This window comes from Prevotella sp. oral taxon 317 str. F0108 (assembly GCF_000162415.1).
GTDB lineage: Bacteria > Bacteroidota > Bacteroidia > Bacteroidales > Bacteroidaceae > Prevotella > Prevotella conceptionensis.
Window position 1 is genome coordinate 463,558 of record NZ_GG740072.1, and the last position, 23,778, is coordinate 487,335.

18 protein-coding genes are annotated in these 23,778 nt (G+C 47.0%); 7 read left to right on the forward strand and 11 right to left on the reverse strand.

Translation table 11 applies throughout. The annotated features are described in order from the left end of the window. Positions 1 to 101 precede the first annotated feature (101 nt). From HMPREF0670_RS01625 to HMPREF0670_RS01640, 4 genes are all read right to left on the reverse strand, one after another. Entirely contained in the window at positions 102 to 1,907 is a 1,806-nt protein-coding gene (locus tag HMPREF0670_RS01625) for a chloride channel protein (protein WP_009229417.1), read from the reverse strand. A 38-nt stretch (positions 1,908 to 1,945) separates the two neighbouring features. Then, a complete protein-coding gene (locus HMPREF0670_RS01630; RefSeq protein ID WP_009229418.1) occupies positions 1,946 to 2,515 on the reverse strand; it encodes an L-threonylcarbamoyladenylate synthase in 570 nt (189 codons plus the stop codon). Positions 2,516 to 2,616: 101 nt separating this feature from the next. Then, positions 2,617 to 3,600, reverse strand: coding sequence for a methionyl-tRNA formyltransferase (gene fmt, locus HMPREF0670_RS01635; RefSeq protein ID WP_009229419.1), 984 nt, complete (start codon positions 3,598 to 3,600; stop codon positions 2,617 to 2,619). A 133-nt stretch (positions 3,601 to 3,733) separates the two neighbouring features. Next, a complete protein-coding gene (locus HMPREF0670_RS01640) occupies positions 3,734 to 5,944 on the reverse strand; it encodes a RelA/SpoT family protein (RefSeq protein WP_009229420.1) in 2,211 nt (736 codons plus the stop codon). 305 nt (positions 5,945 to 6,249) lie between these two features. On the opposite strand from HMPREF0670_RS01640, the gene HMPREF0670_RS01645 reads away from it, so the two are divergent. Beyond that, positions 6,250 to 7,767 (forward strand): DUF4301 family protein, encoded by a 1,518-nt coding sequence (locus HMPREF0670_RS01645; RefSeq protein WP_009229421.1) that lies wholly within the window; start codon positions 6,250 to 6,252, stop codon positions 7,765 to 7,767. Positions 7,768 to 7,888: 121 nt separating this feature from the next. Here the strand turns inward: HMPREF0670_RS01645 and HMPREF0670_RS01650 are convergent, their stop codons facing one another. The 3 genes from HMPREF0670_RS01650 to HMPREF0670_RS01660 are packed head-to-tail and all read right to left on the reverse strand — an operon-like array spanning position 7,889 to position 9,538. Next, positions 7,889 to 8,344, reverse strand: a complete 456-nt coding sequence (locus HMPREF0670_RS01650; RefSeq protein WP_044077594.1) for a DUF4293 domain-containing protein — start codon at positions 8,342 to 8,344, stop codon at positions 7,889 to 7,891. Next, on the reverse strand, positions 8,344 to 8,679 hold the full coding sequence (locus HMPREF0670_RS01655; RefSeq protein WP_009229423.1) for a DNA-directed RNA polymerase subunit omega: 336 nt from the start codon (positions 8,677 to 8,679) through the stop codon (positions 8,344 to 8,346). The genes HMPREF0670_RS01650 and HMPREF0670_RS01655 overlap by 1 nt, the downstream gene beginning before the upstream one ends. A gap of 34 nt (positions 8,680 to 8,713) precedes the next feature. Beyond that, positions 8,714 to 9,538 carry an outer membrane protein assembly factor BamD gene (locus HMPREF0670_RS01660; protein ID WP_044077595.1) on the reverse strand — a complete coding sequence of 275 codons (825 nt, stop codon included), beginning with the start codon at positions 9,536 to 9,538 and terminating at the stop codon, positions 8,714 to 8,716. Positions 9,539 to 9,649: 111 nt separating this feature from the next. Here HMPREF0670_RS01660 and uvrB point away from each other — a divergent pair, with 111 nt between their 5' ends. Then, complete coding sequence (uvrB, locus tag HMPREF0670_RS01665) at positions 9,650 to 11,683, forward strand: excinuclease ABC subunit UvrB (protein WP_044077833.1); 2,034 nt, start codon at positions 9,650 to 9,652, stop codon at positions 11,681 to 11,683. 1,422 nt (positions 11,684 to 13,105) lie between these two features. Here the strand turns inward: uvrB and HMPREF0670_RS01670 are convergent. From HMPREF0670_RS01670 to HMPREF0670_RS01685, 4 genes are all read right to left on the reverse strand, one after another. Next, entirely contained in the window at positions 13,106 to 13,792 is a 687-nt protein-coding gene (locus HMPREF0670_RS01670; protein ID WP_009229426.1) for an alpha/beta hydrolase-fold protein, read from the reverse strand. Positions 13,793 to 13,809: 17 nt separating this feature from the next. Further along, positions 13,810 to 14,520: a tRNA1(Val) (adenine(37)-N6)-methyltransferase gene (locus tag HMPREF0670_RS01675; protein WP_009229427.1), complete on the reverse strand. Its 711-nt coding sequence runs from the start codon at positions 14,518 to 14,520 to the stop codon at positions 13,810 to 13,812. Between the two features lie 65 nt (positions 14,521 to 14,585). Further along, complete coding sequence (locus HMPREF0670_RS01680; protein WP_044077596.1) at positions 14,586 to 15,206, reverse strand: response regulator transcription factor; 621 nt, start codon at positions 15,204 to 15,206, stop codon at positions 14,586 to 14,588. An 11-nt stretch (positions 15,207 to 15,217) separates the two neighbouring features. Then, positions 15,218 to 16,174 carry a helix-turn-helix transcriptional regulator gene (locus HMPREF0670_RS01685; RefSeq protein WP_009229429.1) on the reverse strand — a complete coding sequence of 319 codons (957 nt, stop codon included), beginning with the start codon at positions 16,172 to 16,174 and terminating at the stop codon, positions 15,218 to 15,220. A gap of 1,148 nt (positions 16,175 to 17,322) precedes the next feature. Here HMPREF0670_RS01685 and HMPREF0670_RS01690 point away from each other — a divergent pair. From HMPREF0670_RS01690 to HMPREF0670_RS01710, 5 genes are all read left to right on the forward strand, one after another. Next, positions 17,323 to 18,063 (forward strand): NTP transferase domain-containing protein, encoded by a 741-nt coding sequence (locus HMPREF0670_RS01690; RefSeq protein WP_009229430.1) that lies wholly within the window; start codon positions 17,323 to 17,325, stop codon positions 18,061 to 18,063. Then, positions 18,038 to 18,862 (forward strand): hypothetical protein, encoded by an 825-nt coding sequence (locus HMPREF0670_RS01695; protein WP_009229431.1) that lies wholly within the window; start codon positions 18,038 to 18,040, stop codon positions 18,860 to 18,862. Before HMPREF0670_RS01690 ends, HMPREF0670_RS01695 begins: the two co-directional genes overlap by 26 nt. Continuing rightward, entirely contained in the window at positions 18,855 to 19,796 is a 942-nt protein-coding gene (locus tag HMPREF0670_RS01700; RefSeq protein ID WP_009229432.1) for a CDP-alcohol phosphatidyltransferase family protein, read from the forward strand. Before HMPREF0670_RS01695 ends, HMPREF0670_RS01700 begins: the two co-directional genes overlap by 8 nt. 17 nt (positions 19,797 to 19,813) lie before the next feature. Beyond that, complete coding sequence (locus HMPREF0670_RS01705; RefSeq protein ID WP_009229433.1) at positions 19,814 to 20,557, forward strand: HAD family hydrolase; 744 nt, start codon at positions 19,814 to 19,816, stop codon at positions 20,555 to 20,557. 149 nt (positions 20,558 to 20,706) lie between these two features. Beyond that, entirely contained in the window at positions 20,707 to 23,313 is a 2,607-nt protein-coding gene (locus HMPREF0670_RS01710) for a DUF5686 family protein (protein ID WP_009229434.1), read from the forward strand. Positions 23,314 to 23,778 lie beyond the last annotated feature (465 nt).

A 23,778-nucleotide genomic window follows, 5' to 3' on the forward strand; every position in this document is an offset into this window, starting at 1 on the left:
GTGACATGCTAAAAACTTATGAATATCAACAACTCACAATCTTATCAACTCGCAATCTCATAATCTCACTAACTGAAAAACTCACACCTTCACCATTCCCCTTATTCGGTGGAGAAGTCGGCCACCATCTTACGATACATGGCGTACATACGCGTGCGCGAAATAAATCCTTGCAGTTCGTTATTGGCATCGACAACGGGCAGATAGGTGGCATCTGTCTTGTCGAACTTATTCATAACCTCCTCCATTGGGTCGTTACGTCCAAGCACGGCAGGCGTGGGAATCATTATTTGCGCCACACTAAACTTTTGATATAGCTCTGTTCGGAACATGATGTGCCTTATCTTGGTAACGTCTATCTCGCCAATAATCCTCCCCGCATGGTCTAGTACGGGGATAAAGCTGGTGTGGCTGCGGCTGATGGCATACACCAACTTGCCCAAAGGCATTTCGGGATTAACGGCAATGTAGTTCTTGTCGATGATGCTTTCCATACTCATCAGTGTAAGGATGGACTTATCCGTGTGGTGGGTGATGAGTTTTCCCTCGCGTGCAAGACGCATGCTATAAATGCTATGCGGCTCGAAAATGTTGATGGTGAGGTAAGAACTGATGCAAACAATCATCAGTGGCAACAATAATTGATAGCCCCCGGTTATCTCGGCAATGAGAAATATGCCCGTAAGCGGCGCGTGCATCACGGCAGTCATTACGCCTGCCATGCCCAGTAGCGTGAAATTCTTTTCTGGAATGTACACACCGATGTTGTACATGTTCCACAAACGGGCGAAGAAAAAGCCGCCAAAGCCGCCGATAAACAGCGAAGGGGCGAACGTTCCGCCACAACCGCCGCTGCCATTGGTGGCCGATGTGGCGAATACCTTGGTGAAAAGCACCAGACCAACGTACACAACCAGCAGGTTGTCGTGGCCATAGAACAGCGAATTGTTGAGTATCTGGCTCCAATCGGTTTCGGTATTGCCGTTGAGTAGGGTGTTTACCGAGCTTAAACCCTCGCCATAGAGCGAAGGGAAAAGGAAGATAAGCGAACTGAGAATGATGCCGCCTAAGATTAATCGTTGGTAAGGGTGGTTCTTCATCTTGCCGAATACGTTTTCGCAAGCGGTCATGGTGCGCATGAAGTAAAGGCTAATCATACCGCAGAAGATGCCGAACAACACGCTTGCAGGCACGCGTTCTATCATCCATTCGCCGTCGAGGTGAAAGGTAAACATTGAATCGGTACCCACAAAGATGTAAGTAAAGCATGTGGCCGTTACGCAAGCGATGAGTATGGGCAGCAAAGAGGCCATAGTAAGGTCTACCATGAGTACCTCTAAGGTGAACACCAAGCCTGCAATAGGCGCCTTATAAATGCCTGCAATGGCGGCAGATGCACCGCAACCAACAAGCAATATCATGGTGCGGTTGTCGAGTTTAAAGAGCTGTCCGAGGTTAGAGCCGATGGCCGACCCCGTTAATACGATGGGTGCCTCTGCTCCCACCGAGCCTCCGAACCCGATGGTGATGGCCGATGCAATGACAGACGACCAGCAGTTGTGGCCTTTTAAACGCGCTTGCTTGGTGGATATGGCATAGAGCACACGGGTGATGCCGTGCGAGATATTGTCTTTAACGACATGCCTAATGAACAGGGACGTGAGATAAATACCTACAACGGGGAAAACAAGATACAACCAGTTGATGGAAGATATGGTGAACCCTTCGGTGAGGAGCATTTGTATCTGCTTGATAATCCAATGCAGAGAATAGGCCGCAATGGCAGCGAACAACCCCACGAAGAACGAGAGGATGAGCGTGAATTGCCTTGTTGAAAGGTGTTGGGTGCGCCATTTGGTAAACCTGCCAATCGGGGTTTTGTCTTCAATCTCTATTGTCGTATCCATTTCTTAGGCTTGTCTGTGTTGTTCTAAGCGTGTTGGCGTTACTTGCGTATTACGGTTACTTCTCCGTCTTTGTTCAACTTGATGATGCAGCTAGGCGTATGCGGCTTGTGTTCTTGCCGTCTGGACCAGCATACGTAGTCGACGGCGTTGAGCAATTCTTCGCTAATGTCCTTGTAATTTTGTGCTGCGGGCTGTCCGCTAATGTTGGCACTGGTGCTAACCAAAGCCTTTTGAAAGCGGTAACATAGTTCTTTTGAGAATGGTTCGTCCGTTACACGCAAGGCCACCGAGCCGTCTTCGGCAATGAGATTGGGTGCAAGGTTAACGGCATCGTCGAGTATTAGCGTTGTGGGTTTGGTGGCAAGCTCCACCAGATCCCAAGCCACGTTGGGCACGTTACGCACATATCGTTGCATGCGCGTGGCCGAATCTACAAGGCATATCATTGCCTTGGAGTCGTCGCGCTGTTTTATTTGGTACACTTTGGCCACCGCCTCGGCATTGGTTGCGTCGCATCCGATACCCCAGATCGTGTCTGTGGGGTAGAGTATGATGCCGCCTTTCCTTAATACCTCAACGGCTTTCTTGATGTCTTCTTCTCTTGTCATGATGTTTTTCTTCTGTTCGACTTGCAAATATAAAACAAAAATACGTTAGCCCCAAGCAAATGGCGTTTTATTTAGTTGCTAAAACGTGGTGTGTGCAAGGTTCATTTGGTGATGGCACGATATAGGTTTGCATCGCGAGTGCCATTGAGAAAGTCGCGGCTGGAGATGCGTTTCTTGCCTGCTAGCTGTATTTCTTGCAATTCAAGTAGGCTGTCGGCCGTGTTTACAAACAGGCGATTGCCTTCTACAACAAATGTTCCCGGCTGGGCATTTGCAGGTATTTGGGTTTTTGTTGCACTGAAAATTTTCAGCACTTGGGGTTTGTTCTCGCCCTCGATGCCTGTTTTTTGTATCTCGGTCCACGCGCCAGGGTAGGGGCTTAGTCCGCGAATAAAGTCGTATATGCGCTTTGCAGGTTGGTTCCAATCTATTTGGCAGGTTTCCTTAAATATCTTCGGCGCATGTTTTAAGGGTTGGTCTTGGGGTTGTTCGGTGCTCTCTACCTTGCCGTCGCTCTGCAAAATGCGGTCTACGGTTTCGATACATAGCTCTGCACCAAGGTTCATCAGGTGGTTGTACACCCATTCTACGTTGGCATCATCGGGTATAGGCAGGCGTTTATGGCTGATAATTCGGCCCGTGTCGATGTCTTCGTCAAGGAAGAAAGTGGTAACGCCTGTTTCTGTTTCGCCATTGATGACCGCCCAATTGATGGGGGCGGCCCCGCGATATTGGGGAAGTAGGGCTGCATGTACGTTGAAAGTGCCGAAGGGTGGCAGGTTCCACACCTGCTTGGGCAGCATGCGAAAGGCCACAACCACTTGCAGATGGGCATCGAAAGCGCGGAGTTGGCATAGAAAATCCTCGTCTTTCATGCGCTCTGGCTGCAATACGGGTATGGATTTAGACAGGGCATACTGCTTAACGGGGGGTGCTTGAAGGGTGGAACCGTGTCGGCCCACGGGCTTATCGGGCTGTGTAACCACGGCCACCACGTTGTAACCGCCTTCTACAAGCAGTTTAAGCGATGGCACTGCAAATTCGGGCGTGCCCATGAAAACTATTCTTAAATCTTGTTTGTTCATTCTGTTGCTTTATACTTTGGTTGTTGTAAAGGAGGGCGAAGGGGCATTTACGCGGTCTTTATTGGCGCGGATGAGTCTGCGTTATCCCGTCTCTTGTTGTTCGTTCCCCTTGGTGTTGTTGCTGGGATTAGCCTTACAGACGCGACACGTGCTTAACGCCTTTAACGGTTCGTAGCTTTTTCATCAGCGCCTCCAACTTGCTGACGTCTTCTAATTGCACAACGATGGTGCCGTCGAACAGGCCGTCGTGCGAGTCGATATTGATGGAACGCATCACGATTTTCTCTTCTTTCGAGATGATGCTCGTAATGTTGTTGACAATGCCGAGGTCGTCGTTGCCCACCACTTTGATGGTGATGCTATATTGTCCTGCACTCTTTCCGCTCCATCGGGCTTTCACAATGCGGTAGCCAAAGCGTTTGCGCAGTTCGGGGGCGTTAGGACAATTGGCGCGATGTATCTTAATTCCGCCGCTCACCGTAACGAAACCGAACACCGGATCGCCATATATGGGCTGGCAACATTTGGCCAACGAGTAGTCAACTCCTTTTAAATTGCGGTCGATAACCAAAACGTCGTCGTTGTTTCTGGCAATCTCTTCGTCGGGATTGTCATAGCTATACTCGGTTGCACTCCTTGTCGTTTGGGGCGCATTAAGGTTTTGGTCGTAGTCGCGCACCGCTACATACTTCTCGATAACCTCGTTAACGTCGAGCTTTTCGTCGGCTATTTGCTTGTAAAAGTCGGTTGCAACCTTAAAGCCCATGCGCTTGATGAGGTGCATCATGGTGCTTTCGTCGAACTCAATCTTTCTGTTTTTGAGCCTTCTTTCCAGCAGTTCCTTGGCATAGACGGTGTCTTTGGCGATGGTGTCTTTAAGTGCCAGCTTTATTTTAGCCTTCGCCCGTGGGGTTTTAACGATGTTTATCCATTCTTGTTTGGGCGTTTGGTTGCTCTGAGTAACCACTTCCACCTCGTCGCCCGACTTCAATTCGGCTCTGAACGAAACGTTCTTGCCATTGATTTTGCCGCCAACACACTTGTTTCCTAAGCCTGAATGGATGCGATAAGCAAAGTCGAGGATGTTGGCTCCCTTGGGAAATTTGAGCAATTCGCCTTTGGGTGTGAACACGAACACCTCGTCTTCGTACAGTCCCATCTTGAATTGGTCCATCAACTGCAAGTCGTCGTTGTTCTCCAAGGCGGCTCTGATGTTCGAAAGCCATTCGTCTATGCCGCTTTCTCCCTTAATTCCTTTGTAACGCCAGTGTGCAGCCAGTCCTTTTTCGGCTATTTCGTCCATTCGTTCGGTGCGTATCTGCACTTCAACCCATTTGTTTTCGGGACCCAACACCGTGATGTGCAGACTTTCGTAGCCGTTGCTTTTGGGCACACTGAGCCAATCGCGCAGGCGTTTTGGGTTGGGCATGTACATGTCTGTTACGATAGAGTAGGCCTGCCAGCATTGCATCTTCTCCTTATCAATGGGCGAATCGATGATGATACGTATGGCAAAGAGGTCGTAAATGCCCTCGAAGTTGCACTTTTGTTTCTTCATCTTCTGCCAAATAGAGTGTATGCTCTTCGTTCGGCCTTTCATGTGAAAGTGCAATCCGGCCTCTTCCAGCCGTTGTTGTATGGGCGTTATGAAACGTTCGATATAGCTGTCGCGCGACTTCTTGGTGGCGTTGAGCTTATCTTTAATCATGTAATAGGCGTCGTGCTCCAAGTATTTCAGGCTCAAATCTTCCAGTTCGCTCTTCAACTTGTACAGTCCCAGCTTGTGAGCGAGGGGTGCATACAGGTAACTAGCCTCTTGTGCCACCTCCAATCGTGCCTCTTTGTTGTCGGTATCGCGCACTTGTCGCATCAGATTAACGCGGTCGGCAATCATGATGAGTATCACGCGCATGTCTTCGGCGAACGAGATAAGCAGGTTTCTAAAATTCTCGCTCTCCACCACGGGCGTTCTTTTGTACAGCTCTTGCACCTTAACAAGCCCGTGAATTATTTGCGCTACGCCTCGGCCAAAGTCTTTTTCTATCTGTGTTGTGTCGCTAAGTCCAGCCACAACGCCCGTGTATAGCACGATGGCTATTATCGCATCGCGTTTCAATCCTATTTCGTCGAAGGCTATTTCGGCCGTTTCTAGGGCGTAGACAACGGGATTAAGACCGAAGATGTTGCGTTGTAGTGTTCCTGAATGAACGTATTGGTCAATGCGTTGGCGTAGTTTTTCTGCATCGTTAGGTTGAAAGCCGTTGGCATCGTTGGCCAACAGCTTAGACAAGAGGCCGTTAGCAATGTCTTGTTCTTCTGTACTGAAAACGAGTTTTTCTTCCATACGCTGTCTTTTTTCTTAGTCAACCTCATAGGCATTGTTAAGGACGGGGTACGCCTTTCTTAGTGTTTGGCGATATGTGTTGTGACATAATGTCCTGTTCACCATATCGATGGGTTACCCTGAACGTTAGCAATGGGCATCCGTTTACCTGCTCCATCTTTGCCTATATATATAATAAATAAGGAGTAGATTGGCTACTCCGATTATTGCAAAGATACAAAAAATAGCCCAATAATTTCTTGTTTAGCAGAAAAGTTGTTACATTTGTTCAGCACTTTACACATATAATATAAAACCTAGATATTATGTTAACAAAACAAGACCTACAACAGATTGAGAGCCTAGGCATCAGTGAGGCAATGGTTGAGCACCAAATGGAACAGCACCGCAAGGGTTTTCCTTATCTTAAACTGCAAGCCGCAGCATCAATCGGCAATGGAATTATGGTGCCAACAGCAAAAGAACGCGATGCGTTTTTGGCCGAATGGGAGCGTTATCAGGCCGAAGGGCGCAAGGTTGTGAAGTTTGTTCCTGCGTCGGGAGCGGCTAGTAGGATGTTCAAAGACCTCTTCGCGTTTCTCGATGCGCCCTACAACGAACCCACAAGCGCGTTTGAGAAAGAGTTTTTTGACAATACAAAGTTGTTTGCATTTAGGAAACAGCTTTGCAAAAGCTGCAAGGCCGACACGCAAAGCAGTGTTTGCGACTTGAAAGCGGCTGGCCGTTATAAGGAGATTGTGGCGCATTTGTTGGGCGAAGAAGGGCTGAACTATGGCAATTTGCCCAAAGGGTTGTTGCTTTTCCACAACTACGACGACGAACCGCGCACGCCTTTGGAAGAACATCTTGTTGAGGCGGCTCTCTATGCGGCATCTAATGGCGAGGCAAATGTTCACTTCACCGTGTCGCACGACCATCTGCAACTCTTCAAAGACAAGGTGGCCGAGAAGGCTGAGAAGTACGAAAAGGCTTACAATACGCGCCTGAACATCTCGTTTTCTGAGCAGAAACCCTCTACAGACACGCTTGCAGTGAACCCCGACAACACGCCTTTCAGAAACGAAGACGGCTCGTTGCTCTTCCGTCCGGGCGGTCATGGCGCGCTAATTCAAAACTTGAACGATGTAGAAGGCGACGTGGTGTTTATTAAGAACATTGATAACGTGGTGCCCGATAGACTGAAAGCCGACACCGTTACCTATAAAAAGTTGCTTGGCGGCATTCTTGTACATTTGCAAAAGCGGGCGTTTGCCTACTTGTCGATGCTTGATAAAGGCGGATGCTCGCGCAAACAGCTTGATGAAATGGTGCACTTCCTTGAAGAGGAACTGTGCTGTAAGCGCGAGGGTGTAAGCAAACTCGACGATAAGGCATTGGCCGAGTACCTCCACAAGAAGCTTAACAGGCCTATGCGTGTTTGCGGTATGGTTAAGAATGTGGGCGAACCTGGCGGCGGACCGTTCCTTACTTACAACGAAGACGGAACTGTTAGCTTGCAAATTCTTGAAAGTAGCCAAATAGACAGCAACAATGCCGAGTACGTTAAGGCCTTTAAGGATGGCACACACTTCAATCCTGTTGACCTTGTTTGCGGCATCCGCGATTACAGTGGAAAGGCTTTCCATTTGCCCGACTTTGTTGATCACAACACTGGCTTTATCAGTTCGAAGAGCAAGAACGGCAAACAGCTGAAAGCTTTGGAACTTCCTGGCTTGTGGAATGGTGCCATGAGCGATTGGAATACGGTGTTTGTTGAGGTGCCGTTGTCTACGTTCAACCCCGTAAAGACTGTAAACGACCTGTTAAGGCCCGAACACCAATAAGCTTATTGCATAGTAATAAAAATAGGAAAGGGGAAACGCCGCAATGGCGTTTCCCCTTTCTCTATTTGATAAGCCAATATTAACTCCTTGATAAGCGAATGTTGACTTTTACTTAAAGGCTTTATCTTATTCTGTCTGCTGCCCTCACCAGTTTTTCGTCGGCAAGCACACCCCTGCGTGCCATCCAATAAAGAATAATGGCAACGAGAGGGAAACAAATGGCGATGTTGGCGTGGAAAGTATAGTCGCGAAATCCAACATACAGCGCATAAAAGGCTGCAAGCGCGTACCAAACAATCAAAAGCAGTATGTTAACAACGCACAACTTGGCTTGGCGAGGCCTATTACGAAAGCCCAATATCGCCCAAACGCCGATGGATGCCGTAAGAACTTGAATGGCGAAAAGCACGCTTGGTGCCATACTTACCCCTCCTTCCGGTTGTTTAATCCAGAGGTTAAACAAGTCTGCATTCAGTCCCATGCCCTTTGGTTCGAAATATCCCAACGGCAAGCACAGGCAAGCAATGGTGAAGGCAATGGCCAACACCATGAATACGGTTTGCTTACGTTGCCACATTAGTCTACCTGTTGTCCTTCTTTCGACGGGTCGCGCCAGTAAATGCTGTTGTCAATAAACTCTTGCGTGGCCAACAAAGTGGGTTTGGGCAGTTTTTCGTAGTAACGCGAAATCTCAATTTGCTCACGGTTTTCGAAAACCTCTTCCAGCGTGTCGTTGTACGAGGCGAACTCTTGCAACTTCTTGTTCAAGTCTTGTTTAATTTCGATGCTTATTTGGTTGGCCCGCTTGGCAATGATGGCAACGCTTTCGTAGATGTTGTTCGTTTCGTTGCACAAGTCCATAATGTCTCTTGTGACAGTGTTTAGCGGTGCCTTCGACTTTTTGTAATCCATAAATTTAATGTTCCTATTCTGTTTAATTACTAATTCAATTTTTCGTTATCTCCTTGCATTTGGCAATGTATTTCTCTGCCAGCACGCGCTCTTTCGAGTCGGGATATTCGTTGATGAAACCGTAGCACTCGTCTTCGGCATCCTGAAAGCGTTCCAACTTCTTTGTTTCTACGCTTTGTTGTGCCAGTTCAAACTTGCTTTTCATCAGCAGTACGGCAAAGTCTTCGCGCAGCCGGCTATAAGGATAATCCTTCAAAGCGTTTTGCGAAGTGATGATACAAGCCTCGTAGTTGTTGCCGCCAAAGTTGCAATTGCCAAAGTAAGTGCCCAAGTCGTAATACAATTTGGCGGTGTACAATTCCTTTTCAACCAGCTTGTCTTGCAGGTCGAAGAGTCTTTGCTGAGCCTGTGGCTTTAACTTCGAGTCGGGATACAGGTCTAAGAAAGTTTGGAAGTCGGTTATGGCCTGGATAGTCCTCGATTGGTCCAAGCGAGGCTCGGGGGTGCTCATGAACAAGCTTTGCCCCACGTAGAACTGTGCCATCTCTGCGTAGCGTCCTTTGGGGTACGACTGGTAATACTTCTTGAAGTATTGAGCAGCCGTTTCGTAGTCTTTACTGTTATATTGGGCCATAGCCAGCATGTAAAGGCTTTCCTGTGCATTCTCGGTACCTTTCTGTAGGGTTACAAGCTCTTGTAAAAGCGTTATGGCGCGCACATACTTTCCTTTTGCGAAACATTCTTTTGCGTACTCGTACTTGTATTGCATGTTGTCACTTTTGTACACCTGATTGAATTCGTGTGCGCAACTAGAAAGCAGCAAAGCGGCCGTAGAAATGATGAGCAGTGGCTTCTTCATTATTTTGTTCTTGTTTTTGAAGTGCAAAAATACACATATTTCGCTTATTTACAAAGTATAAAAAGCTATTTTTAGCAATTTGAGCGGATGTTTTTTTGTAATTTTGCACTTATGGAATTTAAACTAACGTCGAAATATAAGCCGACAGGCGACCAACCGGAAGCCATCAAACAGCTTACAGAAGGATTGGAAAGGGGTGACAAGGCGCAGGTTCTGCTGGGCGTTACGGGGTCGGGTAAGACGTTTACCATGGCCAATGTTATTGCCCAGCACAACGTGCCCACACTTGTTCTGAGCCATAACAAAACCCTAGCGGCGCAGCTTTACGAGGAAATGAAGGGGTTCTTTCCCAACAATGCTGTTGAATATTACGTGTCGTACTACGACTATTATCAGCCCGAAGCTTATTTGCCCACCACTGATACCTACATCGAGAAAGACTTGGCCATCAACGATGAGATTGATAAGCTGCGTTTGCGTGCGGTGTCGGCCTTGCTGTCGGGGCGTAAAGATGTGGTAGTTGTGTCGTCTGTGTCGTGCATTTATGGCATGGGAGGCCCTACCGCCATGGAAAGCGGAATTATTTCGCTGTCGAAGGGGCAACGTATCGACCGCAATGAGTTTCTCCGTAAGCTGGTAGACTCGCTCTATGTTCGTAACGACATCGACCTGCAACGCGGAAACTTTCGAGTGAAAGGCGACACGGTAGACGTGGCTATGGCTTATAGCGACAACCTTTTGCGCATCACATGGTGGGACGATGAGATAGACAGCATTGAAGAAGTGGACAGCTTAACCTATCACCGCATTGAGCGTTTTAACGATTACAAGATATATCCCGCCAACCTTTTCGTCACCACGAAAGACCAAACGGAGCATGCCATTCGCTGTATTCAAGACGATTTGGTTAAGCAAATTGATTTTTTTAACGAGCTTGGCGACGGCATTAAGGCTCAGCGTATTAAGGAAAGGGTGGAGTATGACATGGAGATGATGAAAGAGTTGGGCCACTGTTCGGGCATCGAGAACTACTCGCGCTATTTCGATGGCCGCCAACCTGGTCAACGTCCGTATTGTTTGCTCGACTTTTTCCCAAAAGATTATCTGATGATTATCGACGAAAGTCACGTTAGTGTTCCTCAGCTTGGCGGCATGTACGGAGGCGATAGGGCGCGAAAGCAGAACCTTGTTGAGTTTGGTTTCCGGCTGCCTGCTGCTTTCGACAACCGTCCGCTTAGGTTTGAAGAGTTTCATAACCTTATCAATCAAGTGATATATGTGTCGGCAACACCTGCCGACTACGAACTTGGAGAGGCCGAAGGCGTGGTGGTTGAACAGCTGATTAGGCCAACAGGACTGCTGGACCCTGAGATAGTTGTGCGTCCGAGCGAGAACCAAATAGACGATCTTTTGGCAGAAATATTGGAGCGAAGTGACAAAAACGAACGTGTTTTGGTGACAACGCTTACCAAACGAATGGCCGAAGAACTGACGGAATATTTGTTGGATCATGGCGTAAAGACCAATTACATACACAGTGATGTGGCTACGCTGGACCGTGTGCGTATCATGAACGCACTTCGTGCAGGCGAATACGATGTGCTTGTGGGCGTAAACCTTTTGCGCGAGGGACTAGACTTGCCCGAAGTTTCGCTTGTTGCCATTCTAGATGCCGACAAGGAAGGTTTCTTGCGCAGTCATCGTTCGCTTACACAGACCGCAGGACGTGCTGCCCGAAACGTTAACGGAAAGGTGATTATGTATGCCGACACCATTACCCAAAGCATGCAACGCACCATTGACGAAACGGCTAGGCGGCGTACCATACAGATGCAATACAACGCCGAGCACCACATCACGCCGCAACAGATTGTGAAAGACATCAAGGGGGCATTAACGGGAAACACCACAACTGTGGAAACCGCGAAGGGTTACCGTTCGCAAGCGGGTGGATATGTGGAACCCGATGCTGTTGCCTTTGCTGCCGACCCCATTGTAGAAAGAATGACGCGCCAACAATTGGAAAAGAGTATCGCCAACACAACGGCTTTGATGAAACAGGCGGCCAAAGAACTCGACTTTATTCAGGCTGCTCAGTATCGAGATGAAATTGCCCGCTTGCAAGAACAATTGGAGTTGAAGTAAATTTAGTTTTGAGTTCATGAGTTTTTGAGTTCATGAGTTTTTTGAGTTCATGAGTTTTTGAAGTTCATGAGTTTTTGAAGTTCATGAGTTTTTGAAGTTCATGAGTTTTTGAAGTTCATGAGTTATACCCTGCAACCACTTGCGCTGGCGGTTGTGAGTGTACGTATTTTCCGTGCCGTTGCTTATGCGCGTGTATGCAGTATAATCGTCTTTTGTCTAGTTTCTAGTAAGGATTTTAACATTGTGAGTGCCCTTTCTGCCCACCAATTGCGCACCACGCCGCAAAAAATCGATTCTCGCGGAGGTTTGTTTTGATGCAAAATAGGGTTAGCAAGCGCATGTGGCAAAATGAATTTTTATTTAAAAGAAACGCCATTTGCACCCATTTTGGGGCTATTTGCTGCTAAATATAGTGCATTTTGGTGCTAAACGCAGTGCATTTTGGTGCTAAACGCAGTGCGTTTTGGTGCTAAATGGAGTGCGTTTTGGTGCTAAACGCAAGGCAAAATGCTGCTAAATTCAAGGCAATTAAGCATATATATCCACACCAATGGTATAAACATAACCTCTTCGAACCATGAAACACGTGGCAGAAAAGGGCAAAACACCCATCAAAAAGCGGGGTTTTAGGGGCTAAAAGTGGGTAATTGGAGTTGAAAAAATACGAGTTGGCAAGCAAACTAGAAAGGCAATATGGTGCAAAATGCAGATTGTGTTCTTAAAAGTAGACAAAATTAAAGGCGTGGAAGGTTAGAATTAGTAGCTATTTACCTACTTTATAGCCAATATTCTCGCTAGAACGAAGTGAAAATCAGAGCGGTTTTGTAAAATAAAATAAATAATTTTAAGGTTTTGAGTTGGTGGGTTTGTAAGTTGATAAGCTTGTGGAATTATGATTTTGTGAGCTGATGAGTTGATGGTTTGGCGGGGTTGAGAGTTTGTGAGTTGATGTGTTTGTAAGTTGATGAGTTGCTGCATTCGGGAGTTGTTGGGCTTTCGCGAGTTTGTAAGCCAGTGAGTTGTTTTGTCCTGCACTTCGTATATGAGAGTTATTTTTATTTTGTGTTGGCATCCCAAAGATAACAAGCACCTCACAACTTGTAGAGATACTAAAAGTCTGGACGACTTTATGCTGTATTGAACTAAAACAAGCCGTTGAAAAATGGTTGAAAGATGGTTCTAACAAATCGGTTTGGTTTACATGCCTAGCAGTGAGGGGGACGTTTAAGGCATGTTCTAAAAATTCCCTGCAAAGGTTCAATTGATGTTCCTCGTATTGCTCTTCACTGCCTTTTTGTTTTTGTCTGGCATCTTTTGCTTTCTCTTTCAGTAGTTATAGTTCACTATGCTCCTTCAAGAAGTAAGCAAAACCTGCTCTGCTAAAAGCTAAAAATACAGCAAAGGTAATTTTTAGAACTTGTCTCAAATTGTTTTGGGCAAATTGGTCTCTAATTGGTTGATGCACCAAGCAAAGGCCTTGGCTGTGCGCACATCCGTTTCGGCGAAGTGGTTTCCTTCGTTCCATTCAAACGTTGTTTTCTTGTTTTCAAGTATGTGCATAAGGCTCTCCATGTCTTCGCCCACATGGGCTAGCAGCTGATTTTTGGCCTTGGTTTCCTTATTTCCTAAGCTTAGATAAATGGTGTCGGCATGAAAATGGCATGTCGATGCGTATGTAGTCCAGTTGGGAAACCAAACCGAAGGCGAGGCCGCTGCACAAGCTTTGAAGTGCTTTGTTTGGGTAACCGCCCAAAGAGCAAACAGGCCTGCGAGCGAATAACCGCCGATGATGAAGTGCGTTTCGGTGGGTTTCGCCAATACATTGTTCGTAAGATGGGGGATAAAGGTGTTGACAACGAAATTTAATGTGTTGGTAGCGCCGTCGCCAAAATGATTTTTGCCGAACACAGCAGGGGCTTTCCACGGGCTAAGGTCGTGAAACCAATCGTCTACAAGAAAGGCGGCGAGCATCACTTTCTTATCGTTGCAGCGTTGGCGAATGGCGTCGAACTCTTTTTCGAGCAGCTGTTCGTCGTGCTCGTCAACGGCTTGTATCAAGCAATAGTCGGCATCCTTGTCGCCCAAAATTCGGTAGTTTTGTTGTTTCATTGTGTAAGGGTGGACAATTACTTTAAGTAGAAATCGCCTGTAAGTCGCGAATACCAGGTCGTGTATTGCCCAAGGGCATCTCTTATTGTGGCCTCTTCTTCTTCCGCGAAGTGGGCGGCACGTTGTTTGGAAAAGGCCACTAAGCAGCGTTTGGCGGGCTTAGTTTCCACCGTTTTCACCTTTATAAGACGGCTGACGAATAGGCCTTTGATGCAAGCCTCGGCCAAAAAGTTGTCCATCTGTTCGGTGGGAATAACCGCACTGAAACAGCCATCGGGAGCGAGGAGCAGGCTAACGCACTGGAAAAGTTCGGTAAAAGTAAGGCTCTCGGTGTGTCGAGCCAGCGTGCGTTCGTGGCTTTTGCTTTTTAATGAGTGATAGAAGGGCGGGTTAGATACGATTGAAGTAAAACGCCCATGCAGGTCTGGTTGGTGAGAAAAATGCTGTATGGGCGTGTTGTTTATCGTTACTTGTTGGGCAAACGGTGAGCCAGCCACGTTTTCTTGTGCTTGCAGGGCGGCTTGTTCGTCAAGTTCCACCCCCGTAATTTCAGCATCGGGGTATCGTTGTGCAAGCATCAGCGCGATAAGTCCTGTTCCTGTACCTATGTCGAGAATGCGCTTTCCGCCTTCTGCCCATGCTCCCAGCAGCACGCCATCGGTGCCAACCTTCATTCCACAGCGGTCTTGGTGTATCGTGAATTGCTTGAACTGGAAGAAATCGGGCATGGTTTACACGTTGTTATACTTAATGCGATGGGACTGAAGAGGAAAAACCTAGGAAGTGGCCGACATCAGATTTTGCTGATGTCTACATAGCCGTGCATCACGGCGTAGATGGTAAGTGCCGATACGCTTTTCATGCCTAGCTTGTCCATAATGTTCTTGCGATGTGTGATAACCGTTGTTAGGCCAATGTTCAAACGGTCGGCAATTTCCTTATTGATAAGCCCCTGCACAATGAGCGAAAGCACTTCTATCTCGCGGTCGGATAGTATTTTCATCTGTAAGGCATGGGGTAGGGGCGGCAAATTGCGGCCATGCGCGTGGGCGTATTGCTCTAATTGTAGGATTGAACGCACCAGTTGTTCTTCGGGAACGTTGATGCAAAGGCTATTAAAACCCGCCATCTGGCTGTTTGGTTCAGTCGATGCAGTCAGCACAATGGTTTTGTTTTTGTGTTCAAGGAAGAACGGTCTGTTTTCAATAACAACACTAGTGGCCACAAAATAGTGGAAAAACACTTCGGGATTGGCACTTTTCAGTTCGGCAAATGTGTTGAAAGTGTCTACCTGCATGATGGGCAACACGTTTTGTAATATCTGTTTCAGTCCCAAAATGGCCAGCGTGTTTGGGTCGACGATGGCAATGCGTGGGCGTTCTTTGAGCATGTGCTCAGGTTTGTTGTGCATCATTTGCGGGCGTTTTAGAGGTTTACGGCGGAAATGTCTACCAGGTTGTTCACAATGGCGTAGATGGTCAGCCCAGCTGGCGAGTGTATTTGCAGCTTGCGCGCAATGTTTCGCCGGTGGGTTATCACCGTGTTGATGGAAATGCAAAGGTGGTCGGCAATTTCTTTGTTGGTCATTCCCTGCACTAGGCTGATAATTACTTCTTTTTCGCGTTCGCTTAGGTTGTCAACGTTGTCGTTGGTTTGGTTAATCATGTTCGAAATCTTCACCGACACGTCGTTTTGTTTCGACTTAGCCTCCAAGCGGCGTATGGCCGGCACAAATATCTCGTCTTCCACTTGTCCGTGGTGCAACAGCCATTCTTCGTTGTTGTAGATGTCGTAGAGAACGGCAGTCAGTTGGTTGTTGTGCAGACCGTCGGAAGGCAGGTACTTGATGATGATGTTCTTCAATTCGCGCAGTTTCACGTCCGTTTGGCCGTGGTGCTTGGAGAAGGTTTCTATGTCGTAGTTGTTCTGCGCCTTGTTGTTGAGCAGCGAGTCTACGTATGGGAAAACCATTTTCTCTTCGTACTTCATGTGCGAACGTATGCTGTGCGCATACTCGTCGTACAGTTTAAGTATGAGTCGGGCTAGGTTGTCTTTCTCATCCAGTGCCGCAACGAGCGCCTTACGCATAAAGGGTAGTTGGAAATCGAGGAAATATTCGTGGCTTGCCTTCAAGTATTTGATAAGCGTGGGTATGGAAAGCTTATCGGCATCATCGTAATCGCGATAGCCGTTTATGGCGAAATTCACCACAGCCAAGAAGGTATAGGTGTCTACGCTTTGGCTCTCGCACACGTCGCGCACCGTCTTATCGCCGAAACCCAAGCTAATGCCGAAGGCGCTAAGCGTCTGCAAGATGCTGTAATTGTCTTTGATAAGCAATATCATCTTATCGTCGGGTTCGTACATCTTATGATTTTTCATACCAATGATTACCTATTTGTTATTATGTGGGCTATAACGACTTGCAAAGTAATAAAAAAAAAACGAGACGGCCAATAGTTATTTATAGGTATTTTACACGCGCGTACCAAATAATACTTTGTGGGCATGTAAAGATAAGCAGTGTACATACCTATTACTGATGAAACCATAATTACCAACTTTTAAGTATTGCTTTATAATCGAAAACCATTTAATTTTGCACACAGATAAATAAGGCGGCGTGGTGATGATTGCATCTCTTGGTCGTCAAGGATTTGGTTATCCCCAATTCAATTCTTACAAGTTACACCGGACATTGGAGACAAGAACGTAACCAGAAATCTGCGCCGCCTTCCTTATTAAGCCCATTTTAACCTGCTACTTTTACCTCCATTCATTGCGCTTTTATCCCTAGGTCTAGTCTGATGCGCGATTAGTTCGCCCTTTGCATTTTGCGAAAGGGGGCGGTTAAGCCTGTTGGTTGTGACAGAAGAACAGCGTTGCGCTTGCTTTGGAAAGAATGCTTTTCTTGTTGATGTGCATAAGTATACCATTTGAAACACTTAAAAATGTAAATTTACATTTCTTTAATAGGACAACCAAGCGGAAAACTATGATAAAAGTTGGGTAGCTGCCAAAAAAGAACTACCTTTGCAAACGTTATCCTGAAAACAATCTTTTTACCTTAGAAGAGGACTGATACCTATTGAAGATCTGAAGCGATAGCCTGCGAAGGTCGTCGCTTTTTTGTCCCTATGAAGTTTTGCAATGCCGTATTTAGCCGTTTTTACCTATGCGGTTGAGTGAAGTGGCGCGTGCGTTTAAAGTCGCTCGGTGTTGTGGTCTCCTTCTTTGATCTCTGTATTTTCCTTGTAAAAGGCTTTCTTGCAGAGGACTTTTGTCTCACTCTTGTTTGGTCTATCTTTCGTAAGCAGTGTTCTTGTTTGCATCTGGTGTGGCGATTTGCGATTGAAAAGTTTCCGTGTTCGCCAACAATTACTTATCTTTGTAGTTGGTTCTAACCACCCATCGTATTCCCAAACACGTTAAGTTAGAGGACTGGTCGATGTTTTTATGCAGTGGTAAACAGCACTTATAGGGGCTTTTCCATAAGTCTCTAACTTCGTTCTTACAACGTAAAGTACATTATGAAGTATGCAATTATAGCCGCAGGAGAAGGTTCGCGCCTTATGCAAGAAGGCGTGCAATTGCCCAAACCGCTGGTCAGAGTGGGGGGCGAACACCTTGTTGACAGGCTTATCAGAATATTCTTGGCCAACAAAGCCGACGAGATTGTGGTTATTTGTAACGAGCAAATGAACGACGTTGCTGCCCATTTGAGGGTTGTACAGCGCAATGGCTTGGCAGGAAAAAGCGTACCTTTGAGGCTCATCGTTAAGCGTACGCCCAGCTCTATGCACAGCCTTTACGAGTTAAGCCCTTATCTTCACGCCTCGCCTTTCGTCCTTACAACGGTAGACACCGTCTTTAAGGAAGACGAATTTGCCCTTTTCGTCAACTCGATGAACACGGCATTAGCGGCCGGCGACAACGGAATGATGGCTGTAACAGGCTTTGTCGACGACGAAAAGCCATTGTATGTGCAAACCAACAACCCACCATATATATCGGGCTTTTACGACGAACTTGCCCCCAACTGCCACTATATCTCGGCTGGTATCTATGGCTTAACACCCCAATGCTTACCCGTGTTGAAGACTTGCATTGAGCGTGGAGAAAGCCGTATGCGCAATTTCCAGCGGGCATTGATTGCCAATGGTATGAAATTAAAGGCTTACGTAATGGGCAAAGTGTTGGACATCGACCACGTTTCAGACATCAACAAAGCAGAGAAGTTCCTTTATGAGCAGCGTAATTGCCATTTATAGAGACGTGCGTTTCTCGCCTAATTCGGTAGCGGCAGACCGTTCTATAATGGATGCAACGATAGACCGACTGGGTCAACACCAAGTGTTGGTCATCGCCGAACACGAACTTAGCGAACAACATCGTGCAGACTTGTTTCTATCTATGGGCCGACTTCCTCGCACAATACAGCTTTTGAAGGCGCGCGAGCAACAAGACCGCGCCTTGGTAATTAACAACGCTGCTGCGTTAGAACGCTTTTCGCGTCGCCACATTCTGCAAATGATGCAAGAAAACGGCATTCCCACTCCGCCCGAAACTTGCGAACACGGCTATTGGGTGAAGCGAGCAGATGCTGCTGCACAAACAAAAGCCGACGTGGTGTTTTGCTCGGACAAGGCAACGGCTGAGAAAACCAAGCGCAATTTCGCGCTGCGCGGAGTTAACGATGTGGTGGTTAGTGCCCATGTGGTGGGCGATCTCATTAAGTTTTACGGCGTTGGCGATAGTTTCTTTTGGTATTTCTATCCCACAGACAATGGTCATTCCAAGTTCGGCAACGAAAAACGCAACGGCATTGCCCAGCATTTCGGTTTCAATTTACACGAACTTAGGGCTGCGGCAACGCGTTTGGCAAGGCTAACAGGCATTGACGTGTATGGTGGCGACTGCATTGTAGACCGCGAGGGCCGCTTTTTCATCATCGACTTTAACGATTGGCCCAGCTTTTCGCCATGTCGCGAGCAGGCTGCCGATGCCATTTCGTTATTCGTAAACCAGCTGCTTGCAGCACAAAATAACTCACAACAGAAGAATGGATAATAAATTCAAAACCCTGTTTCGCGAGTCGTTAAAATCTAGCGACACAGAAGAAACTATCGACATATACTTCACTCGTCCCATTGGGTTGTTGTTCGCTTTGCTGTGGAACAAGCTAGGAATACATCCCAACGCCATTACCATACTCTCCATTTTCTTGGGTGTTGGGGCGGGCTATATGTTCTATTTCCCCGACTTAACCCATAACATCATGGGCGTATGCTTGCTCATGTTGGCCAACTTCTGCGATTCTACCGATGGACAAATGGCTCGTCTTACGGGCAAGAAAACGCTTTTGGGGCGTGTTCTCGATGGTTTTTCGGGCGACTTATGGTTTTTCAGCATCTATCTTGCCCTCTGTTTGCGCTTGCAGTCGAGCCTTATTCCCTACACCAACGTTAAGTGGGGCTTATGGATTTGGGCTTTAGCTGCCGTGTCGGGACTGCTGTGCCACTCGCCACAAAGTTCTTTGGCCGACTATTACAGGCAGATACACCTGCTGTTTTTAAAAGGAAAGAAAGGCAGCGAGCTAGACACTTACGCCCAACAGCGCGCTATCTTCGAGGCTCTGCCTAAGCGTGGGCAATGGTTTAAGCGCCTGTTTCATTATAATTACGCCAACTATTGCAAGAGTCAAGAGAAACGTACGCCCAAGTTTCAGGCTCTCTTCGCACAGCTTAATGCCACATACGGCGATGCTGAAAAGGCTCCAGCCCAACTGCGCGATGACTTCTTACAGGGCAGCAGACCATTGATGAAGTACACCAACATGCTCAGTTTCAACCTACGTGCCATCGTTCTGTATGCCGCATGCCTAGCTAATTGCCCGTGGGTTTACTTTCTTTTCGAACTCACAGTGTTGAGCGGCATATACATTTACATGCACAAGCAGCACGAGGAACTGTGCGAAAGGTGTTCGAACACGATAAAGCAATAACACGCATGCACGAAAACATGATAACAAAAGAATACTCGTTCAACAAGCTTAACGCCCTTGGCATCGAGGGAATAATATTCGATTACGGTGCAACCCTTGACACCTGTGGCAACCATTGGGGGCAAGTTATTTGGCATGCGTACCAATTTGCGGACGTACCTGTTAGCGAAAGCGATTACAGAGCCGCCTATGTGCATGTTGAACGCACGTTGGCAACCAACAAAACAATCATGCCCGACTTTACGTTCGATGCGGTGTTGAGCACCAAGTTGCAGATGCAACTGGCGTATTTGCGCGACAACAAGGTGCTGGATGTTCCGCAATTGGAACTCGATATCATGCACGATGTGATGCTGACATACCTTGCTCGCAACTTGAAAAGAACGCTCGACCATAGCCGTTTCGTGCTCGAAACACTGCGCAAGCGTTATCCGCTGGTGCTGGTTAGTAATTTCTACGGCAACATAAAGACCGTTCTTGACGATTACTTCTTGCTCGAACTCTTCGAAGACGTTATCGAATCGGCGGTTGTAGGCGTGCGAAAACCCGACCCAAAGATATTTGCGCTGGGTATCGAAACCTTGAAACTGCCTGCCGAAAAGGTGATGGTGGTGGGCGATAGTTTCGATAAAGACATTGTGCCAGCACACGCGTTGGGTTGCCCAACGGCATGGTTTAAGAGCGAAGCCTGGGAAGATAAGGCCCACGACGAAAGCATACCGCAAATGATAATTAAAGATTTGGAGGACTTGTTGGGCTAGTATCGACTGGCGATTAGCCCCAACGTGTGGGGTCACGTCGCCATTCGGGCTGCGTTAGTTGTTTTCTGTGAACTAGCTCTTGCAGCCGCATGGCTCTTGTTTGTGTCTTTACAAGAGGAGGTCACGATGTTAAACAGTAGATTTAAGAGATGAGTTACAAGATAAGTAGACTATTAATGGTATTTGCTTTGCTCTTTGCGGGCTTAACTGTTTCGGCCCAAACAGAGAGCATGCTCACGGGTATTGTTACCGATGCAGCCACAGGCGACACCATATATTACCCCAGTGTTAGTTACAAAGGGCCGCACATAGCCGTATCGGGTACGGCTAAGGGCGAATACACCATCGTGCGAAAGGAGGGACTTGTGCTTACTTTCAGTGCCGTGGGTTATGCTCCCGTGCAAGTGGTTGTTAAGGCGTCTACGCCCAAAACCTTAAACATAAAGCTCAAATCCGACACTCGGCAGCTGGCCGAAGTGGTTGTAAGGCAGAAAAGGGGCAAGTATTCGCGCAAGGATAATCCTGCTGTCGAGTTGATGCGAAGGGTGATTGCGGCCAAGAAACGCACGCGATTGGAAAACCACGATTTCTTTCAATACACCAAGTATCAAAAGATAACGCTGGCCATGAACGACATCACGCCAACGCAAATAGACAGTGGCTTTATCGGCAAAAGGCGTTGGATGCTCGACCAAGTTGAACATTGCCCGTATAACAACAAGCTTATTTTGCCCGTGTCGGTAGACGAAACCGTTACCCAACACATATATCGCAAGCAGCCCAAGACCGAACGCGACATTATAAAAGGACAGAGCAGCACTGGCATTAATCAGCTGATTCAAACGGGCGACATCATGGACATCATGCTCAAAGACGTGTTTACAGACGTGAACATCTACGATAACGATGTGCGACTGCTGCGACACCACTTCACTAGTCCCATTGGAAATAGTGCCATTAGCTTTTACCGTTATTACATCGAAGATACGCTTTATGTGGGTAAAGACCTCTGTTATCACTTGCAATTCACCCCAAACAACGGACAAGACATTGGTTTTCGTGGCGAACTGTATATTGTGGCCGACTCAACCCTGCACGTTAAGCGTTGCAACCTTACGCTACCCATACAGAGCAGTGTTAACTTTGTGCAAAACCTGCAAGTGAGGCAAGAGTTCGCACAGCTTGAAAACGGCGAGTGGGCGTTGAGCGAAGACGACATGATTGCTGAGATTGAAGTGAACGACCTGCTGCAGAAAGCCATCGTTATCCGAACCACACGCCTGAACAACTATGCTTTTGACGAATTGCCCGCTAAGCTGTTTAAGGGCAGTGGGCGCGAAAAACGCGAGGCCGATGCCATGATGCGCGACGAGGCCTTTTGGAAAAAATATCGCGCAGTGGAGCTTAGCAAGAGCGAATCGTCGATGGACGAGTTTGTGCATCGCGTGGAACAGATGAAGGGATTTAAGTATATCATCTTCGGCTTGAAAGCCCTGATAGAGAACTTTGTTGAGACAGGAGGGAAAGATCATCCCAGCAAAGTAGACATCGGGCCAGTAAACACGATGTTTACAAGAAACTTTATCGACGGATTTAGAACGCGTATCAGCGCGCAAACCACGGCAAACCTTAGCCGGCATTGGTTTTTGGCAGGCTATATGGCGCGTGGATGGGGTAGCAAAAAGAACTATTATAGCGGCGAAATAACCTATTCGTTCAACAGAAAAGAATATCTGCCGCGCGAGTTTCCCAAGCGAACGGTGTCGTTCAAGTCTACTTACGACATCATGTCGCCCTCGGATAAGTTCTTGCGAACCGACAAAGACAACGTGTTTACGGCCTTAAAGTGGGCGAAGGTAGACGCGATGATGTTCTACAATCGCCAACAGCTTACCTTAGAACGCGAAGAAGAGTGGGGGATGAAAACCACACTAAGCCTTCGAACTGAGGAAAACGAGGCTGCTGGTTCTTTGTTCTTCGAGAAACTAAGCAACTTTTTCCCACCCATCATCTTTCCAAATACGGATGTTAGTAGCCTGTTGCATAATGGTAAGATACGCACAACAGAACTACTTTTCGAGTTGGAAATTGCCCCTGGACGTACCTTTATCAACACCAAGCAGAGGCGTATTGCCATTAACTTGGAGGCACCTGTGATAACGCTTTCGCATGCTGTGGGGTTAAATGGCGTGTTGGGCGGACAGTATCGCTACAACTTTTCGGAAGTAGGACTGTTCAAACGTTTTTGGTTGAGAAGCTGGGGTAAGTTTGATGTGCAACTGCGAGCGGGTGCACAATGGGATAAAGTGCCCTTCCCCTTGTTGATTATGCCTGCCGCCAACCTGTCGTACATCGTACAGAAAGGTTCGTTCAACCTGATAAACAACATGGAATTTCTTAACGATAGGTATGCTAGCGTAGACCTGGCATGGGATATGAACGGTAAGATATTCAACCGCATACCGCTGCTTAAAAAGCTGAAATGGCGCGAGTACATCGGTTTTAAGGGCCTGTGGGGTTCGCTTACAGATAAGAACAATCCCTTTTTGTTCCAGAATATGGGCGATGCAACATTGATGTATTTCCCAGAAGGGTCGCATGTAATGAACCCCAAGCGTCCTTATATGGAGTTGATAGTGGGTGTGCACAACATCTTCAAGTTGTTCCATGTGCAATATGTGCGCAGGTTAAACTACAATGATTTGCCCACCGCGCAAAAACAAGGCGTGCGACTGATGATGCGCATGAGTTTTTAAACCCGTACTTCTGTTTGCGATATGGGGCTGTTCGAAAGCATTCATTGCTCGAACAGCCCCATGTATTTTGCTTGTTAGCGAATGTGTTAAACGTATAAGTTCAAAAGTCCATAAACTCACAAGCTGCTTATTACACAAAAATCGCCAGCTTAAAACTTATGAACTGGCAAGCTTATCAACCGACCAACTTATTAGCTTTGAAACCGTTGAACTAACAAACCCATAAGCAGGCAACTCATCAACTTCGAGACTTATGAGCTAACAAACTCATAAGCCGATAAACTTATCAACTTCTAAACTCATGAACTCACAAGCTTATAAGCTTAAAATGTTATAAAAAGTTTTACAAAACATACCCTGCTCTCCGCTCCTTTCTAGCGAAAAATAAGGCCCAAAAGTAGGAAATTAAGCGCTAATTTTCACTTTATACGTTCCATTTTTAGTCCAATTTTCAGCCTGTGACCT

Excerpts from the sequence above, each read along its gene's own strand:
- HMPREF0670_RS01645 (WP_009229421.1), top strand. The coding sequence starts at position 6,250 with ATGTTAACAAAACAAGACCTACAACAGATTGAGAGCCTAGGCATCAGT.
- HMPREF0670_RS01695 (WP_009229431.1), top strand. The coding sequence starts at position 18,038 with ATGAGCAGCGTAATTGCCATTTATAGAGACGTGCGTTTCTCGCCTAAT.
- HMPREF0670_RS01670 (WP_009229426.1), bottom strand. The coding sequence starts at position 13,792 with ATGAAACAACAAAACTACCGAATTTTGGGCGACAAGGATGCCGACTAT.
- HMPREF0670_RS01680 (WP_044077596.1), bottom strand. The coding sequence starts at position 15,206 with ATGATGCACAACAAACCTGAGCACATGCTCAAAGAACGCCCACGCATT.
- HMPREF0670_RS01690 (WP_009229430.1), top strand. The coding sequence starts at position 17,323 with ATGAAGTATGCAATTATAGCCGCAGGAGAAGGTTCGCGCCTTATGCAA.
- uvrB (WP_044077833.1), top strand. The coding sequence starts at position 9,650 with ATGGAATTTAAACTAACGTCGAAATATAAGCCGACAGGCGACCAACCG.
- HMPREF0670_RS01650 (WP_044077594.1), bottom strand. The coding sequence starts at position 8,344 with ATGTGGCAACGTAAGCAAACCGTATTCATGGTGTTGGCCATTGCCTTC.
- HMPREF0670_RS01625 (WP_009229417.1), bottom strand. The coding sequence starts at position 1,907 with ATGGATACGACAATAGAGATTGAAGACAAAACCCCGATTGGCAGGTTT.
- HMPREF0670_RS01640 (WP_009229420.1), bottom strand. The coding sequence starts at position 5,944 with ATGGAAGAAAAACTCGTTTTCAGTACAGAAGAACAAGACATTGCTAAC.
- HMPREF0670_RS01705 (WP_009229433.1), top strand. The coding sequence starts at position 19,814 with ATGATAACAAAAGAATACTCGTTCAACAAGCTTAACGCCCTTGGCATC.
- HMPREF0670_RS01675 (WP_009229427.1), bottom strand. The coding sequence starts at position 14,520 with ATGCCCGATTTCTTCCAGTTCAAGCAATTCACGATACACCAAGACCGC.
- HMPREF0670_RS01710 (WP_009229434.1), top strand. The coding sequence starts at position 20,707 with ATGAGTTACAAGATAAGTAGACTATTAATGGTATTTGCTTTGCTCTTT.
- HMPREF0670_RS01700 (WP_009229432.1), top strand. The coding sequence starts at position 18,855 with ATGGATAATAAATTCAAAACCCTGTTTCGCGAGTCGTTAAAATCTAGC.
- HMPREF0670_RS01660 (WP_044077595.1), bottom strand. The coding sequence starts at position 9,538 with ATGAAGAAGCCACTGCTCATCATTTCTACGGCCGCTTTGCTGCTTTCT.
- HMPREF0670_RS01685 (WP_009229429.1), bottom strand. The coding sequence starts at position 16,174 with ATGAAAAATCATAAGATGTACGAACCCGACGATAAGATGATATTGCTT.
- HMPREF0670_RS01630 (WP_009229418.1), bottom strand. The coding sequence starts at position 2,515 with ATGACAAGAGAAGAAGACATCAAGAAAGCCGTTGAGGTATTAAGGAAA.
- HMPREF0670_RS01655 (WP_009229423.1), bottom strand. The coding sequence starts at position 8,679 with ATGGATTACAAAAAGTCGAAGGCACCGCTAAACACTGTCACAAGAGAC.
- fmt (WP_009229419.1), bottom strand. The coding sequence starts at position 3,600 with ATGAACAAACAAGATTTAAGAATAGTTTTCATGGGCACGCCCGAATTT.